Source organism: Streptomyces sp. NPDC087420, assembly GCF_044744165.1.
GTDB lineage: Bacteria > Actinomycetota > Actinomycetes > Streptomycetales > Streptomycetaceae > Streptomyces.
The window spans coordinates 1-15,292 of sequence record NZ_JBIUXU010000010.1 but is presented as its reverse complement, the minus strand read 5'-3'; the positions used below and the strand labels follow the sequence as shown (position 1 = coordinate 15,292).

The 15,292-nt window shown below is 71.7% G+C and carries 13 protein-coding genes; 7 read left to right on the top strand and 6 right to left on the bottom strand.

Annotated elements, in window-relative coordinates; translation table 11 throughout:
* Positions 1–3 precede the first annotated feature (3 nt).
* Positions 4–537 (bottom strand): hypothetical protein, encoded by a 534-nt coding sequence (locus ACIO1C_RS21400; RefSeq protein ID WP_401865863.1) that lies wholly within the window; start codon positions 535–537, stop codon positions 4–6.
* Between the two features lie 520 nt (positions 538–1,057).
* On the opposite strand from ACIO1C_RS21400, the gene ACIO1C_RS21395 reads away from it, so the two are divergent.
* From ACIO1C_RS21395 to ACIO1C_RS21380, 4 genes are all read left to right on the top strand, one after another.
* Positions 1,058–3,970 carry a nitrate- and nitrite sensing domain-containing protein gene (locus ACIO1C_RS21395; protein WP_401865861.1) on the top strand — a complete coding sequence of 971 codons (2,913 nt, stop codon included), beginning with the start codon at positions 1,058–1,060 and terminating at the stop codon, positions 3,968–3,970.
* A complete protein-coding gene (locus ACIO1C_RS21390; RefSeq protein WP_161312779.1) occupies positions 3,967–4,410 on the top strand; it encodes a roadblock/LC7 domain-containing protein in 444 nt (147 codons plus the stop codon). Before ACIO1C_RS21395 ends, ACIO1C_RS21390 begins: the two co-directional genes overlap by 4 nt.
* 12 nt (positions 4,411–4,422) lie before the next feature.
* Positions 4,423–4,818, top strand: coding sequence for a DUF742 domain-containing protein (locus tag ACIO1C_RS21385; protein WP_327237611.1), 396 nt, complete (start codon positions 4,423–4,425; stop codon positions 4,816–4,818).
* A 151-nt stretch (positions 4,819–4,969) separates the two neighbouring features.
* Positions 4,970–5,575 (top strand): ATP/GTP-binding protein, encoded by a 606-nt coding sequence (locus tag ACIO1C_RS21380; RefSeq protein WP_161312777.1) that lies wholly within the window; start codon positions 4,970–4,972, stop codon positions 5,573–5,575.
* Between the two features lie 90 nt (positions 5,576–5,665).
* On the opposite strand, the gene ACIO1C_RS21375 is transcribed toward ACIO1C_RS21380, so the two are convergent.
* On the bottom strand, positions 5,666–6,466 hold the full coding sequence (locus tag ACIO1C_RS21375) for a M15 family metallopeptidase (RefSeq protein ID WP_401865858.1): 801 nt from the start codon (positions 6,464–6,466) through the stop codon (positions 5,666–5,668).
* 88 nt (positions 6,467–6,554) lie between these two features.
* On the opposite strand from ACIO1C_RS21375, the gene ACIO1C_RS21370 reads away from it, so the two are divergent.
* Positions 6,555–7,067, top strand: coding sequence for an NUDIX domain-containing protein (locus tag ACIO1C_RS21370; RefSeq protein WP_401866348.1), 513 nt, complete (start codon positions 6,555–6,557; stop codon positions 7,065–7,067).
* A gap of 57 nt (positions 7,068–7,124) precedes the next feature.
* Here ACIO1C_RS21370 and ACIO1C_RS21365 read toward each other — a convergent pair whose 3' ends face one another.
* Complete coding sequence (locus tag ACIO1C_RS21365; RefSeq protein WP_401865856.1) at positions 7,125–9,485, bottom strand: TIM-barrel domain-containing protein; 2,361 nt, start codon at positions 9,483–9,485, stop codon at positions 7,125–7,127.
* 169 nt (positions 9,486–9,654) lie between these two features.
* Between ACIO1C_RS21365 and ACIO1C_RS21360 the strand changes: the two genes are divergently transcribed.
* Together ACIO1C_RS21360 and ACIO1C_RS21355 are read left to right on the top strand one after the other, a co-directional pair.
* Positions 9,655–11,649: an acetoacetate--CoA ligase gene (locus ACIO1C_RS21360; protein WP_401865854.1), complete on the top strand. Its 1,995-nt coding sequence runs from the start codon at positions 9,655–9,657 to the stop codon at positions 11,647–11,649.
* Positions 11,650–11,754: 105 nt separating this feature from the next.
* On the top strand, positions 11,755–12,663 hold the full coding sequence (locus ACIO1C_RS21355; RefSeq protein ID WP_401865852.1) for a hypothetical protein: 909 nt from the start codon (positions 11,755–11,757) through the stop codon (positions 12,661–12,663).
* A gap of 81 nt (positions 12,664–12,744) precedes the next feature.
* On the opposite strand, the gene ptsP is transcribed toward ACIO1C_RS21355, so the two are convergent.
* The 3 genes from ptsP to ACIO1C_RS21340 all read right to left on the bottom strand — a co-directional run.
* Positions 12,745–14,415 (bottom strand): phosphoenolpyruvate--protein phosphotransferase, encoded by a 1,671-nt coding sequence (gene ptsP, locus ACIO1C_RS21350; RefSeq protein WP_401865850.1) that lies wholly within the window; start codon positions 14,413–14,415, stop codon positions 12,745–12,747.
* A complete protein-coding gene (locus ACIO1C_RS21345; RefSeq protein WP_401865848.1) occupies positions 14,415–14,870 on the bottom strand; it encodes a PTS glucose transporter subunit IIA in 456 nt (151 codons plus the stop codon). Before ACIO1C_RS21345 ends, ptsP begins: the two co-directional genes overlap by 1 nt.
* A gap of 230 nt (positions 14,871–15,100) precedes the next feature.
* A partial coding sequence (locus tag ACIO1C_RS21340; RefSeq protein ID WP_356431280.1) for a hypothetical protein occupies positions 15,101–15,292 on the bottom strand: 192 nt, incomplete at its 5' end.

The window sequence follows — 15,292 nt, the reverse complement described above, 5'->3', positions numbered from 1 at the left end:
CCGTTACGCCTGGCTGAGCCGGCTGCCGCCGCGCTCCCGCCCGCGCTCGCCCCCCAGGCCGTGGCTCCGCTCCGGCGCCCGGTCGGCGCGGGGCCTCCGTATGCGTCCCCCGGCACGTTCCGCGTCCCGCGCCGAACTCCGCGCGGTACGCCGGGCCCTGCGCCGCTCCCGGCGCAACTGCCGCGCCGTGCTGCTCGGTACGGACACCACGCCGTTGCGTTGGTTCCAGACCTGCCGCGTCACCCATACGTCCAGCACCGACCAGGTCGCGACCACCGTCGACGCGACGCTGCTGATCACCATCGGGAACGCCAGCCAGGAGGCGGTGAGCGTGCCGAGAAACGCAATCATGGCCTGAATCAGCGTCACCGACGCGATGATCACCGCGCGGACCGCCGCCCTCCTGACCGGATCCGGCATGCGGTACCTGACCGCGGGCTCCTCCACCCAGAGCTGCCGCGAGCCTCCCGGAAACCCCTGCGAGACCCCCGAGAAGTCGTCCGCCGGCGCCGCACCACGCCGCTGATCCGTATCCATGGACCTGTCACTCCCCACCACTGTCCGACCACAACTCCGGCCCCGAGGCCCGCCGTAGGTCCGGCCTCAAGGGTCACTGCCCGGCTTCCGCCGCTTCACGCCCGCCCAGAGCGACATCCGCACACACGACACCAGGACATCCGCACACACGGGACCAGGACATCCGCACATGCGACACCAGGACATCCACGCCCCCCACGGAGACCCCGCACACAGGACATCTCCGTACACAAGGACGACCAGCGACGCGGGAAGATTCCCGAGCGTGACGGCCGCGGAACGATTCCGGCCATCTGGTTGAGAGTTCATACGTCGTCCGGCCTGCCGTTTTTCGTCCCAGTAACGGACGGCAACTCGCCGAATACCGGGACAACTCATGATCAAGTCGTAGGGAGGCGGCCGAAAAACATCCGGACGTGTCTTCGAGTTGTCGGTGTGACAGTAGTAGGCTCGCGCCGTTTGTTGACGGAAGTTCACCGGGAGACCCCCGCATCGGGCGGGGATCGAGCAGGGGGAGGCCATGCGCTTTCGCGGGAAGTCGATCCGCCGGAAGATCGTGGCGCTGCTGCTCGTGCCGCTCGTCTCGCTCACCGCCCTCTGGGCCCTGGCGACGACGCTCACCGGCAGCGACGCCAAGCGGCTCCTGGACGTCGGTTACGTCATAGGCAAGGTCGGCGGTCCCGTCGAGGACACGATCCGCGTCGTCCAGAACGAGCGCAGGCAGACGCTGATCTACCTGGCGGACCCCCGGGCCCCCGACGCCCGGGTCACCCTCCAGAAGAGCCGTACCGACACGGACAAGGTCGCCGCCCGGGTCAAGGCGAACGCGACGCCCGACGTCCGCTCCGACCTCGACGCCGTCACCGCCCAGCAACTGACCTCCGTCATCGGCGGACTGGACGACCTGGCGACCACCCGCCGTTCGGTGGACAACAACAAGATCTCCCGCTCCGGGGCCCTGGACTTCTACAGCCGGATCGTCGACCCGGGCTTCACCTTCCTCTCGACCCTGCACGGTCTTCAGGAGGTGGACGCGGACAACTGGGGCCGCGCGCTGATCGGTATGGCCCTCGCCCGCGAAATGCTCTCCCGCGAGGACGCGCTGGTCACCTCCGCCCTGATGACCGGCAGCATCAACGCGCAGGAGATCCGCCGGGTCTCCGACCTCGTCGCGAACCGCACGCTGCTCTACCGCACCAACCTCTCCGACCTGCCCGCCCGGGACCGCGCGATCCTGGAGCAGTACTGGCGCACGCCCTCCACCCTGACGCTCGGTTCCACCGAGGACAGCCTGATCACCGCCGGCGCCGGCGCGAGCCCCCGGGTGATCGACGTCGCCGGCTGGCAGAAGATGACCGGCCCCGTCCTCGACGACCTGCACCAGGAGAGCAACCGCGCCGACACCCTCTACGCGGCGCACATCGACCCGCTGCGCTCAGGCACCTACTTCCGCGCCGGTCTGGCCAGTGTGCTCGGCTTCCTGGCGCTGCTCGTCTCCGTGATCGTGTCGGTACGGGTCAGCCGCGACCTGATCCGCGACCTCTCCCAGCTCCGCAAGGAGGCCCACGAGGTCTCCGGCGTCCGCCTCCCCAGCGTCATGCGCCGCCTCGCCGCGGGCGAACAGGTCGACGTGGAGACCGAGGCACCGCGCCTCGACTACGAGAAGGACGAGGTCGGCCAGGTCGGCCAGGCACTCAACACGCTCCAGCGCGCCGCCGTCGAGGCCGCCGTCAAACAGGCGGACCTGCGCCGCGGCGTCTCCGAGGTGTTCGTCAACCTCGCCCGCCGCAACCAGGTCCTGCTCCACCGTCAGCTCACGCTCCTGGACACCATGGAGCGCCGTACGGAGGACACCGAGGAGCTCGCCGACCTCTTCCGGCTCGACCACCTCACCACCCGTATGCGCCGCCACGCCGAGGGCCTGGTGATCCTCTCCGGCGCGGCCCCGTCCCGGCAGTGGCGCAAGCCCGTCCAGCTGATGGACGTGGTGCGCGCCGCGGTCGCCGAGGTCGAGGACTACGAGCGCATCGAGGTCCGCAGGCTCCCGCGCATCGGCGTCGGCGGCCCGGCGGTCGCCGACCTCACGCACCTCATCGCCGAACTGCTGGAGAACGCCACGGTGTTCTCGCCCCCGCACACCGCCGTCCAGGTGCACGGCGAGCGGGTCGCCAACGGCTTCACCCTGGAGATCCACGACCGCGGCCTCGGCATGGCTCCCGAGATGCTGCTGGACGCCAACCTGCGGCTCGCGGAGACACCGGAGTTCGAGCTCTCCGACACGGACCGCCTCGGCCTGTTCGTGGTCAGCCGGCTCGCCCAGCGCCAGAACGTCCGTGTCTCGCTCCAGCCCTCCCCGTACGGCGGGACCACCGCCGTCGTCTTCCTCCCGGTCGCGCTGCTCACCGACGCGCCGGAGACCGAGGGGGTGGGCTTCCGGCTCGACCGCAAGGGCGCGGAGCGCGGCCGGGGCCGCGCCGAGAGCGGTTCCACCGGCCGGCTCACCGCGCTGGCGCAGATCCCGACCGGACTGGGCAGCGGTCCTTCCGTGCTCGACGGACCGGTCGAGCTCGAACCACCCGTGGGTCCTCTCGGCAGGGACACCAGGCCGATACGTGGCGGAGGTGACGGCATCGCCGGTCTCGAGGATACGGACAGCGAGCGCGGCGGGATCTTCCGCGCCCGTGAGCACCTGCGCGATCTCGACCTCGATCTGGGCCTCGGCGGGCGCGACGCGGGAAGCCACGCGGGCGAGTCCTGGCAGGTCCGCGAGCCGGTCCGGGAGGACGTACGGCTCTCGCACGACGAGGTACGGACCGCGCGGGACGGCGTCCGCAGCGCACGCGACGAGGCCCGTGAGGCCCGCGACCGGCGTGACGGCCGCCCGCCCACCCCGGAGCCGCACGACCTCCACGAGCCGTACGAGCCCCTGTCGGGTCCGGCGTCCGGGGGGTCCGACGATCCGCTCTCGCTGCCCCGCCGCAAGCCGCCGACCCTGGTGGCCGACCGCGGCCGGCGAGTCGACGAGACCGGCCGTACACGGGCCGAACCCGCTCGCGGACAGGCCGAGACCGGCCGTGGACAGGCCGAACCGCCGTCGGGCGGACCGCTGTCCGGTGTCCCCGCGCCCTTGAAGGGCCGCTCAACGGCCCGGGGAGACGCCAGGACCGACGAAGGCTCCGACCTTCTCGGCGGCCTGCCCCGCCGCGTACGGCAGGCCAGCCTCGCACCTCAGCTGAGGGACAGCGCTCCCGAGCGTGTCCCTGGACAGGCGCCCGCAGGCCGGCAGGACGGCGAGCGGGACGCGGACGAAGTACGCAACCGTATGGCCTCGCTCCAGCGAGGCTGGCAGCGTGGTCGCCGGCAGAACGACGCCGAAGAGACCACCGGCCCCGGCGAGACAGACAGAACCACATCGGAGGGGGACGGTCGATGACCGCACCGAACGCCGCAGCACGCAACTCCGCCGACCGGGACGGCGCCGGAGAGCTCAACTGGCTCCTCGACGAGCTCGTCGAACGGGTCGCCAGCATCCGCAAAGCACTTGTGCTCTCCGGTGACGGCCTCGCGACCGGCACGTCGAAGGACCTCACCCGGGAGGACGGCGAGCACCTCGCGGCCGTCGCCTCCGGATTCCACAGCCTCGCCAAGGGCGTCGGGCGGCACTTCGACGCCGGCAGCGTCCGGCAGACCGTCGTGGAGCTGGACGAGGCGTTCCTCTTCGTCACCGCCGCCGGTGACGGCAGCTGCCTGGCCGTCCTGTCCGACGCGGACTCCGACGTGGGCCAGGTCGCCTACGAGATGACGCTGATGGTCAAGCGCGTCGGCGTCCACCTCGCCACGAGGCCGCGGTCCGGTCTGCCCGCCGGAGGGTGAGTGGGGGCCGACATGAGTGACGAAGATCAGGACGCGCAGCACTGGTTCGACGGCGAAGCCGGACCGGTGGTACGCCCGTACGCCATGACGCGCGGCCGTACCAGCACCGCGACCCGCCACCGGCTCGACCTGATCGCGATCGTCATCCCCGAGCCCAAGGCGGACGACCCCGGCCGGGACCAGATGCTCTCACCCGAGCATGTGGAGATCGTCGACCGCTGCAACGACAGCCCCCAGTCGATCGCCGAGCTCTCCGCGAGCCTGGACCTGCCGGTCGGGGTGGTGCGGGTGCTGGTCGGCGACCTCGTCGAGGACGCGATCGTCCATGTCACACGCCCCGTCCCGCCGGCCGAACTGCCGGACGTGAGCATCCTCCGCGATGTGATCGACGGTCTGAGGGCGCTCTGACGCACGGCCCTCCGACTCCACGGCGTTCCGGCTGACGGCGCCCCGACAGGCACAGCGATACGGTTTCCACGCGGACACCGACCGTCCAACGACCACCTGGGACCCACGATGTATCCGAACCGCACCCACCCCTCCGGGGAAGAAGAGAGCCATGACCCTCGGGCGCACTAGCCACCGGCCCCGCCCGGTCGACCCGGTCACACTGAAGATCCTGGTCGCCGGCGGTTTCGGGGTCGGCAAGACCACCCTGGTGGGCGCCGTCAGCGAGATCAGGCCGCTCCGTACGGAGGAGCGGCTCAGCGAGGCCGGCCGGCCCGTCGACGACGTCGACGGCGTCGAGGAGAAGACGACCACCACGGTCGCCATGGACTTCGGCCGGATCACCCTCCGCGAGGACCTGGTCCTGTACGTCTTCGGCACCCCGGGCCAGGACCGGTTCTGGTTCCTCTGGGACGAGTTGGCCCAGGGCGCCCTCGGCGCGGTGGTCCTCGCCGACACCCGGCGCCTCGCCGACTCCTTCGCCGCCGTCGACTACTTCGAACGGCGGGGGATCCCCTTCACGGTCGCCGTCAACTGCTTCGAGGGCGCGGACCGCTTCCCCGGCGAGACCGTCCGCGCGGCGCTGGACCTCGACCCCGAGGTCCCGCTGGTGATGTGCGACGCGCGCGAGCGGGAATCCGTCAAGGAAGTCCTCGTGACGGTCGTGGAGCACGCGCTCAACCGCGCGCAGCGCCACCGCGAACACGCCGTCACCTGACCCGGGCGACCGGGCGGACCCGGCGAAGTGGCCCGTACTCCCCGCCGGACCGGCCGGGAGTACGGGCACGCCGGGCCTGCCGGCCGCCCGTCAGGGCCCGACCACCGACCGCCACGCCACGGGGAAGTCGAAGTAGGTGTCGGGGAAGACCTCGGGCCGGTGCGTGAAGTGCCACCACTCCTCGGGCAGATTGGTGAACCCGACCTCCGCCAGCGTGCTCTTCAACAGCTGCCGGTTGGCGCGCTGCACCCCCTCGATCCGTGGGTCGTCGGTGTGCGCGAGCGCGTCGAAGCAGTCGTAACCCGTGCCCATGTCCACGGAGTTGTCCGGGAAGCGCTCCGCGCGCGGGGCGTAGCACGGGACGAGCGGCTCACCCGGTACGTACGCCCGGGTCGGCAGCGCCGGCAGTTTCACCAGCGTCAGATCCACCGTGCTCCCCCGGCTGTGCCCGGACTTCTCCGCGATGTAACCGTCCTCGAACAGCCGCGACTTGTCGACGCGTGGATAGAACTCCGCCTTCATCGCCTCGTCCTGGAGATCCTTCGCCCACCGGACGAAGTGGTCGACGGCCCGCTGCGGCCGGTAACAGTCGTACATCTTCAGCGAGTAGCCCTGCCGCAGCAGTCTCCCCTGCGCCAGGCGCAGCGCCTCGGCGGCCGGCCGGGTCACCAGACAGACCGGCTGCCGGTACCCGTCCACCGGCACGCCCATGAAGTCGTGGGGCGTGGTGTAGCGCATCTCCTGGATGATCGTCGGCGCGACCGACCGCAGCGCCACGAACTCCTCGGGAGCCCGTGGCTCGGTGACGGCGCCCGCCGCGGGCGCGGGAAGGGCGAGCAGGGCGACGGCGGAGGCGGTCAGCACCCGCAGCAGTGACACAAGAGGGCTCATGAGCCCTTTCATCTATCAGGTTCCCGGGAACGGCGGAAGGGTGATCGGATACAGTCCGCGCGTGCCCGAGCCCGAGAAGAAGCCTCCGATGAACGCGTACTGCGGCAGCTGCGGCGCCCCGTACCCGGCGGACGCCGGCTGGCCCCGTACATGCGCGGTCTGCGGCGCCACCGCCTATCGCAACCCGCTGCCCGTCGCCGTCGCGCTGCTCCCGGTGACGGACACCGGCGGACGGGCGCTGGTGGTCATCACCCGCACGATCGAACCCATGCGCGGGGGAGTCGCCCTGCCCGGCGGCTTCATCGACCACCGCGAGGCCTGGCAGCACGCCCTCGTACGGGAGTTGAGGGAGGAGACGGGCATCGAGGCGGCCGAGGAGGACGTACGGCTGGCCGACACGCTCAGCTCCCCGGACGGGCACATCCTCGTCTTCGGCCTGCTCCCCGAGCGGCCCGCCGCCCAACTCCCCCCGTCGGCCGCCACGGACGAGACGACGGGGTGGCACCTGCTCCGCGCCCCGGCGGAGTTGGCATTCCCGCTCCACACCGAGGCGGTACGGTCCTGGTTCGCCGGCCGGTACGACACGGGGCCACGCCGCTGAGCCAGGCGCGGGCGGGGGCCCGCACACCACCGGACCGCCCCCCGGCCACGGGGGCCCTCACCCCCCGGACGCCCCGCCCCGTACCCGTACGGTCCGCTCCGGCTTCACGGTCCCCCCGTCCGTCACCCGCGCCACCCGGACCTGACCGTCCACCACACGCGAGGTGTACCGCTCCACCTCCGCCGTATCCCAGCCGTCGCCCGGATCCCCGATCACCAGCCCGCCCCCCGTCCGCCCGGGCGCCGGGGCCCACGCCTCCAGCTCCACCGCCCCGTCCTCCCCGCGTACCGGTATCACCGCACCCGCCCGCGCCAGCACCGGGACCCGCGACAGCGGCGCGTCGACCAGCACCTGACCCGGTCCCTCGTACGCCTTCCCGGTCGCCGTGTCGTACCACCGCCCCCGTGGCAGCCGCACCGCCCGCCGGTCCGTCCCGCGCTCCAGCACCGGCGCCACCAGCAGACCGTCCCCCAGCATGAACGCGTCCTCGCAGTCCCGCAGCGCCCGGTCCTCCGGCGCCCCCCACCACACCGGCCGCACGTACGGCGCCCCGGTCAGCCGCGCGAGCTGCGCCAGCGTCATGAAGTACGGCCGCAGCCGCTCCCGTTCGGCCAGCGCGGCCCGCGCGTGCTCCAAAACCTCCGCGCCGAACTCCCACGGCTCCCTGCGCCCCGCGTCGATCGCCGCGTGCGTACGGAACAGCGGCATGTACGCCCCCAGTTGGAACCACCGCAGATACAGCTCCGGCGACGGACTCCCGTCAAATCCACCGACGTCGGGACCCGAGTACGGCACCCCGCACAGCCCCAGCCCCAGCACCAGCGCCAGCGAGGCCCGCAGCCCCGGCCACCCCGTCGCCACATCACCCGACCAGGTGCCGCCGTACCGCTGCATCCCCGCCCAGCCCGAGCGCGAGAACAGGAACGGCCGCTCGTCCGGGCGCAGTTTCCGCAGCCCCTCGAAACCGGCCCGCGCCATCTCCAGCCCGTAGACGTTGTGCGCCTCCCGGTGGTCACCGCCCCGGCCCTCCAGCCGGTGCCTGGCCGAGCGCGGCAGCGTCGTGTCACCGAACGGCGCGAAGGACACCGGCTCGTTCATGTCGTGCCACACCCCGGAGAACCCCTGCGCCAGCCGCTCCGCGTACAGGCTGCCCCACCACTCCCGTACCCCCGGATCCGTGAAGTCCGGATACACGCACTCACCCGGCCAGACCTCACCCCGGACCTCGCCGCCCCGCGCGTCCCGTACGAAGGCGTCCGCCGCGCGCCCGCTCTCGTACACCGCGTTCCCGGGCGCCGCCTTCACCGCCGGATCCACGATCGACACCAGCCGCACCCCGTCCGCCCGCAACTCCTCCGCCAGCCCCGGCAGATCGGGAAAACGCTCCCGGTCCACGGTGAAGACCTGATGCGCGTCGTAGTGATCGATGTCCAGATGCACCGCCGACAGCGGAAGGCCCCGCTCCCGGTACCCGGCGACGATCCGCCGCACCTCCCGCTCACTGCCGAACCCCCACCGCGCGTGCTGCGGACCCAGCGCCCAGGCCGGCGGCGGTACGGGCGCCCCGGTCAGCGCCGTCCAGCCGTGCAGCACCCGCGCGGGCGTCCCGATCACCACCCAACACCGCAGCGGCCCGCCGTCCATGCGCAGCTCGCTCGTCCCCGGCCGGTCGTGCCCCGAGCCCGCGCCCTCCTCACCCTCCCGCAGGGTCACGCGCCCGTCCCACGAATTGTCGACAAATGCCAGATGCGTCCCCGCGTCCGCCACCACCAGCTGCACCGGCATCGTCACGTACAGGGGATCGTCCCCGGGACCGAACCGCCCGCCGGGATCCGTGTTCCACAGCCGGTACGTCCCGTCCGCCAGCCGCGGCCCCCGCGCCCGCCCGCCCAGACCGAAGAACCGCGCGTCCGCCGCCACCTCCGTCCGCTGCACCCACCGCGCCACACCCCCGGCCACCGGCTCCCACCAGCGCGGCGGCAGCTCACGGCGCAATACGACCCCGCCCGGGGTGCGGATCTCCACCCCGCCGTGGCGCGACACCGTCACCATCACGCGCTCCGACACCACCCGCCAGCCGCCGTCGGTGTCCGGCTCCAGCACCGCCCGGGGGTCGGGATCCGGCGGAGAGCCCGCCAGCGCGTACGACGGCAGCGGCTCCGCGCCGTCCCACCCCCAGAACACCGCACCGCCCACCGTCACGCACACCCGCAGCTCCGCACGCGCGAACCGCACGACACCCCCGCCGGGCTCGGGCCGCGCGCCGGCCGCCTGCCCCGGCACCCTGGCCCGCTCGGCGCCGCGCTCCGGCAGCGCCCTCGCATCCGTACGCCGCTGCCGCCAGGCCGACCGCACGGAGCGGAGCCCCTGTACCGACCCGACCACTTTCATCGAACGCACCAGTTCACGACCGTCCATGCTGCTCAGCCTGCCACTCGCCCGCCACCGGAAGGAGTTCGTTCAACTTCCGTTCACCCGAGGTGGGGGCACCTGTCCGCCCCGCCGACGGAGGGAGAACGACATCTGGTGCGAAAGACGATCACATGGCATCGTCCGTGTCAGCCGCGCCAAGACCGGGAGCCACATCATGATCACAGCCGCCAGCCCCGCACCGCTCTGGCAGCCCGACCCCGCACGCGTCGCCGCCGCCGGGGTCACCCGCTTCCAGACGTGGGCCGCGGAACGGTACGGCGCCCCGGCCGAGGGCGGATACGCGGCGCTGCACCGCTGGTCCGTGGACGAGCTCGACACGTTCTGGACCGCGCTCGCCGACTGGTTCGACGTACGGTTCGCCACCCCGTACGAACGGGTCCTCGGCGCGGACACCATGCCGGGCGCCGAGTGGTTCCCCGGCGCCACCCTCAACTACGCCGAACACGCGCTGCGTACCGCGCTGGACCCGGCCCGCGCCGACATGCCCGCGCTCGTGCACGTGGACGAGACACAGGAACAGCACTCCGTGTCCTGGTCCGAACTGCGCGGCCAGGTGGGCGCGCTCGCCACCGCCCTGCGCGACCTCGGCGTACGCCCCGGGGACCGCGTCAGCGGCTACCTCCCGAACATCCCCCAGGCCGTCACCGCCCTGCTCGCCACCGCCGCCGTCGGCGCCGTCTGGACCTCCTGCGCCCCCGACTTCGGCGCCCGCGGCGTCCTCGACCGCTTCCAGCAGGTCGAACCGGTCGTCCTGTTCGCCGTCGACGGCTACCGCTACGGCGGCAAGGAACACCACCGTACGGACACCGTCGCCGAACTCCGCCGCGAACTGCCCACCCTCCGGGCCGTGATCCACGTCCCGCTGCTCGGCACCCCGGCTCCCGAAGGCGCGCTGGAATGGTCCGCGCTGGTCGAGCCGGGCCCGGACGACAGTGACACCGTGCCGCCGCTCTTCGAACAGGTCCCCTTCGACCACCCGCTGTGGGTCCTCTACTCGTCCGGTACCACCGGCCTCCCCAAAGCCATCGTCCAGTCCCAGGGAGGCATCCTGCTCGAACACCTCAAGCAGATCGGCCTCCACTGCGACCTCGGCCCCGAGGACCGCTTCTTCTGGTACACCTCCACCGGCTGGATGATGTGGAACTTCCTGGTCAGCGGCCTGCTGACCGGCACCACGATCGTCCTGTACGACGGCAGCCCCGGCTTCCCCGCCATCGACGCCCAGTGGCGCGTCGCCGACCGGACCGGCGCCACCTTCTTCGGCACCTCCGCCGCGTACGTCATGGCCTGCCGCAAGGCGGACGCCCACCCCGCGCGGGACCACGACCTCTCCCGCGTGCGCTGCGTCGCCACCACCGGATCACCCCTGCCGCCCGACGGCTTCCGCTGGCTGGCCGACGAGGCGGGCGACGACCTGTGGATCGCCTCCGTCAGCGGCGGCACCGACATCTGCAGCTGCTTCGCCGGCGCCGTACCGACCCTGCCCGTCCACATCGGCGAACTCCAGGCGGCCTGCCTCGGCACGGACCTCCAGGCCTGGGACCCCCAGGGCCGGCCCGTCACCGACGAGGTCGGCGAACTGGTCGTCACCCGGCCCATGCCGTCCATGCCGATCCGCTTCTGGAACGACCCCGACGGCAGCCGCTACCACGACAGTTACTTCGACACCTATCCCGGCGTCTGGCGCCACGGCGACTGGATCACGATCACCGACCGCGGTTCCGTGGTCATCCATGGCCGTTCCGACTCCACCCTCAACCGCCAGGGCGTCCGGATGGGCTCCGCCGACATCTACGAAGTGGTCGAACGGCTGCCCGAGATCCGCGAATCCCTGGTCATCGGCGTCGAGGAACCGGACGGCGGCTACTGGATGCCCCTCTTCGTCCACCTCGCCGAAGGACAGCGGCTGGACGACACGCTGCGGGCCCGCATCACGACGTCCCTCCGCCAAGAGCTCTCACCCCGCCATGTCCCGGACGAGATCATCGAGGTCCCCGGCGTCCCGCACACCCTCACCGGCAAGCGCATCGAGGTCCCCGTCAAGCGCCTCCTCCAGGGCGTGAGCCTCGACAAGGCCGTCAACGCCGGATCCGTCGACCACGTCGAACTCCTCCACTTCTACGAGGAACTGGCCCGCGAGCGCCGCTGACCGGCCCGGCGGACGACCGCCGCCGGAACCCCGCTGTCAGACCCCCGCTGTCAGACCCCCCGATTACGCTGAGTGAGCAATGATCGACAGCGCTCAGGGGGAGTCATGGCGCACACCGACCACAGCAAGCAGACCGAGACCGACCGCACCCGGCGCCGCCGACTGCGGCGCGAAGTCCCCAGCACCGTCGGCCTGCTGGCCGACGAGCAGGACTTCACCGCGATGCGGCGGTACGACACCTTCACCTTCGACGACCACGCGGCCTACCTGCGGCAGATCGAGGCCCTGCTGAGATCGCTCACCGCCCAGGGTGTCCACACCACGGTCGCCCTCTTCGACCCCGACGAATACGCGGAGTTCTGCGCGGCCGGCGGCCACGACCCCGACACCACCGCCAGCCGCAGCCGCTTCACCGCCACCATCCCCGCGACCGGCGCCGCCGTCGCCTACACCGGCCAGCCCCTCGACACTCTTGTCCCGCTGCTCATCAACACGGCGGTCCGCAAGGCCACCTGGGAGTACGTCACCGCGCTGCTCGCCGACCTCGGGGACTGCGCCGACTGCGGCCAGGACATCGGACGAGCGGCCTTCGACCGGGCGTCCCGTCTCCTGTTCGCGCTCCTCGAAGCGGCGGGACCCGGCACCCACCACATGGTGTGCAGCATCCCCGCCGCCGACGAACAACTCCTGGCCGCCCTCCAGGCCGAGCACACCGGCGACATCTCCGCGGCCGTCGACCCGGCCGAAGGAGCCGAATTCGTCTCGGTGCTCGCCGCGGGCATCGCGCTGGAACGGCCCGGAGGAGTCGTGCTCCGTACGACAGCACCCGACACCCCCGACCGCCTGCACGGCTGGCGGCTCCTGCACGGACACCTCGTCCCGCTCACCGAGGCCGAGGTCTTCAGCGCCTACTGCACGGACGCGGACACCGGAGAGCCGCTCTCCCCGGAATCCGGCGTCGAATACCGAGCGGGATACGACCTGGGCATCGACACCACGGACACCCACCACTGAACGCCTGAACGCCTGAACGCCTGAACGGCGCAGGGGCTTCCCGCCACACCATGGCGGAAAGCCCCTGCCGGTTCTCTTCCCTCACTCGCCGGACAGCACCGCCTGCGCCGCGGCCTTGGCACCCTCGGCGGAGTCCGCGGCCCGCGCGGCCGACGCGGCACGCTCGCACTGCGCGAGCGTGTGCTTCGCCAACGTCGCCCGCACATACGGAATCGACGCCGAGCCCATCGACAACGACGTCACCCCGAGCCCGGTCAGCACACACGCCAGCAGAGGATCCGACGCCGCCTCCCCGCACACCCCGCAGCTCTTGCCCTCGGCCTTGGCGCCCTCGGCCGACAGCGCGACCAGATCCAGCAGCGCCGGCTGCCACGGGTCCTGCCACCGTGCCACCGCCCCCACCTGCCGGTCGGCGGCGAAGGTGTACTGGGCCAGGTCATTGGTCCCCAGCGAAAGGAACTCGACCTCCTGGAGAATCGAGCGCGCCCGCAGCGCGGCGGCCGGAATCTCCACCATCGCGCCGAACTTGGCGTGCAGCCCCGCCGCCCGGCAGGCGTCCGCGAACGCCTTCGCGTCCGCACGGTCCGCCACCATCGGCGCCATGACCTCCAGATACACCGGCAGCCCCTCGGCCGCCCTCGCCAGCGCCGTCAACTGCGTCCGCAGCACGTCCGGGTGATCCAGCAGACTCCGCAGACCCCGCACCCCCAGCGCCGGATTCGGCTCATCGGCCGGCGTCAGGAACGCCAGGGGTTTGTCCGCCCCCGCGTCCAGCACCCGCACGACCACCCGGCCCTCGGGAAACGCTTCGAGGACCGACCGGTACGCCTCGACCTGCTTCTCCTCCGACGGCGCCTGCGCGCTGTCGTCCAGGAACAGGAACTCCGTACGGAACAGCCCCACCCCCTCGGCCCCCGCCTCAACCGCGGCCTGGACGTCGGAGAGCCCACCGATGTTGGCCAGCAACGGCACCTTGTGCCCGTCCGAGGTGGCGCCGGGCCCGGTGACCCCCGACAGCGCCGCCTTCCGCGCCGCCGCGGCCTCCTCCAGTTCCGCCTGCCGCTCGGCCGACGGCTCGACATGGACCTCGCCCGTACTCCCGTCGACCGCGATCAGCGTTCCCTCGGCCAACTCAACGGCCCCCGGCAACGCCACCACGGCGGGCACCCCGAGCGCCCGCGCCAGAATCGCGCTGTGACTGGTCGGCCCGCCCTCCTCGGTCACAAAACCGAGCACCAGGGTCGGATCGAGCAACGCCGTGTCGGCGGGGGCGAGGTCACGGGCGATCAGGACGTACGGCTCGTCACTGTCCGGCACCCCCGGCATCGGCACGCCCAGCAGCCGGGCGACGATACGGTTCCGCACGTCGTCCAGGTCCGCGACCCGCCCCGCCAGATACTCCCCGGCGTTGGCGAGCAGCGCACGGTACGAGGCGAACGCGTCGTACACGCCACGCTCGGCACTGCTCCCGACGGCGATCCGCCGCTCCACGTCGGCCAGCAGGTCAGGATCCTGGGCCATCATCGCCTGCGCTTCGAGCACGGCCTGCGCCTCACCGCCGGCCAGGTTCCCCCGCGCGTTGAGATCGGCGGCGACGGCGTCCACCGCCTGGCGGGCGCGCGCCTGCTCGCGTTCGGCCTCCTCAGGACCGATCTGCTTGGCCGGCGGCTCCAGCACGGCGGTACCCATGTGCCGGACCTCGCCGATCGCCACCCCGTGGCTGACCCCGACGCCGCGCAGCGTCGTCGCCATTACGCCGACTCCCAGCTGAAGAGCGCGTCGCCGGCCTTGAGGTCGCCGTCCTCCACGAGGGCGGAGAGGGCGTCGGGCGTGGCTTCGAGCGCCACGACCGGGCAGATCGGGGACTTCCCGGCCGCCGCGACGGCCCCGGGGTCCCAGCCGATGACGGCCTGACCCCGACTCACGGTGTCGCCCTTGTTGACGTGCAGTTCAAAGCCTTGGCCGTTGAGCTGCACGGTGTCGATGCCCAGGTGCGTCAGCACGCCGTGTCCCTCGTCATCGACGACCACAAAGGCGTGCGGGTGGAGGGAGACCACCACCCCGTCCACCGGTGAAACGGCCACGGACGGTTTGAGGACGGGATCGATGGCGGTACCGGGACCGACCATCGCCCCGGCGAACACCGGGTCGGGGACAGCGGCGAGTCCGATGGCGCGTCCGGCGAGTGGGGCCGTCACGATGGTCATGGGGAGCCTCCCTGGGGCGGAGATTCGTGAGCCGTCGTCACTGCCTGTGATGGGACGACGTGCTGTTCAGAACTGTAAGTCATAAGAAGTGACGGTTCCGTACGTGACCTGCCGTACGACTCGGCCCGTCGGAGGGCACAAATCGATTTGCCTGGGCCGCGAGACGGCATGTAGTGTCGTACTCCTGCCTGACACCGACGCGACTTCGAGTCGGGGGTCGGCGGCATCTATCAAACCTTGATCCTTACCTCGGGTCCGCTTTTGCATGTCTGCGGATCGGTGGTCAGGAACACTGAAAAGGCCTGATAGAGTTTGAAACACGAAATGCCGAAGGGAAGCGCCCGGAGGGCCCCGGAGACGGGACCGAAGGAAGCGTCCGTTCCTTGAGAACTCAACAGCGTGCCAAAAGTCAACGCCAGATA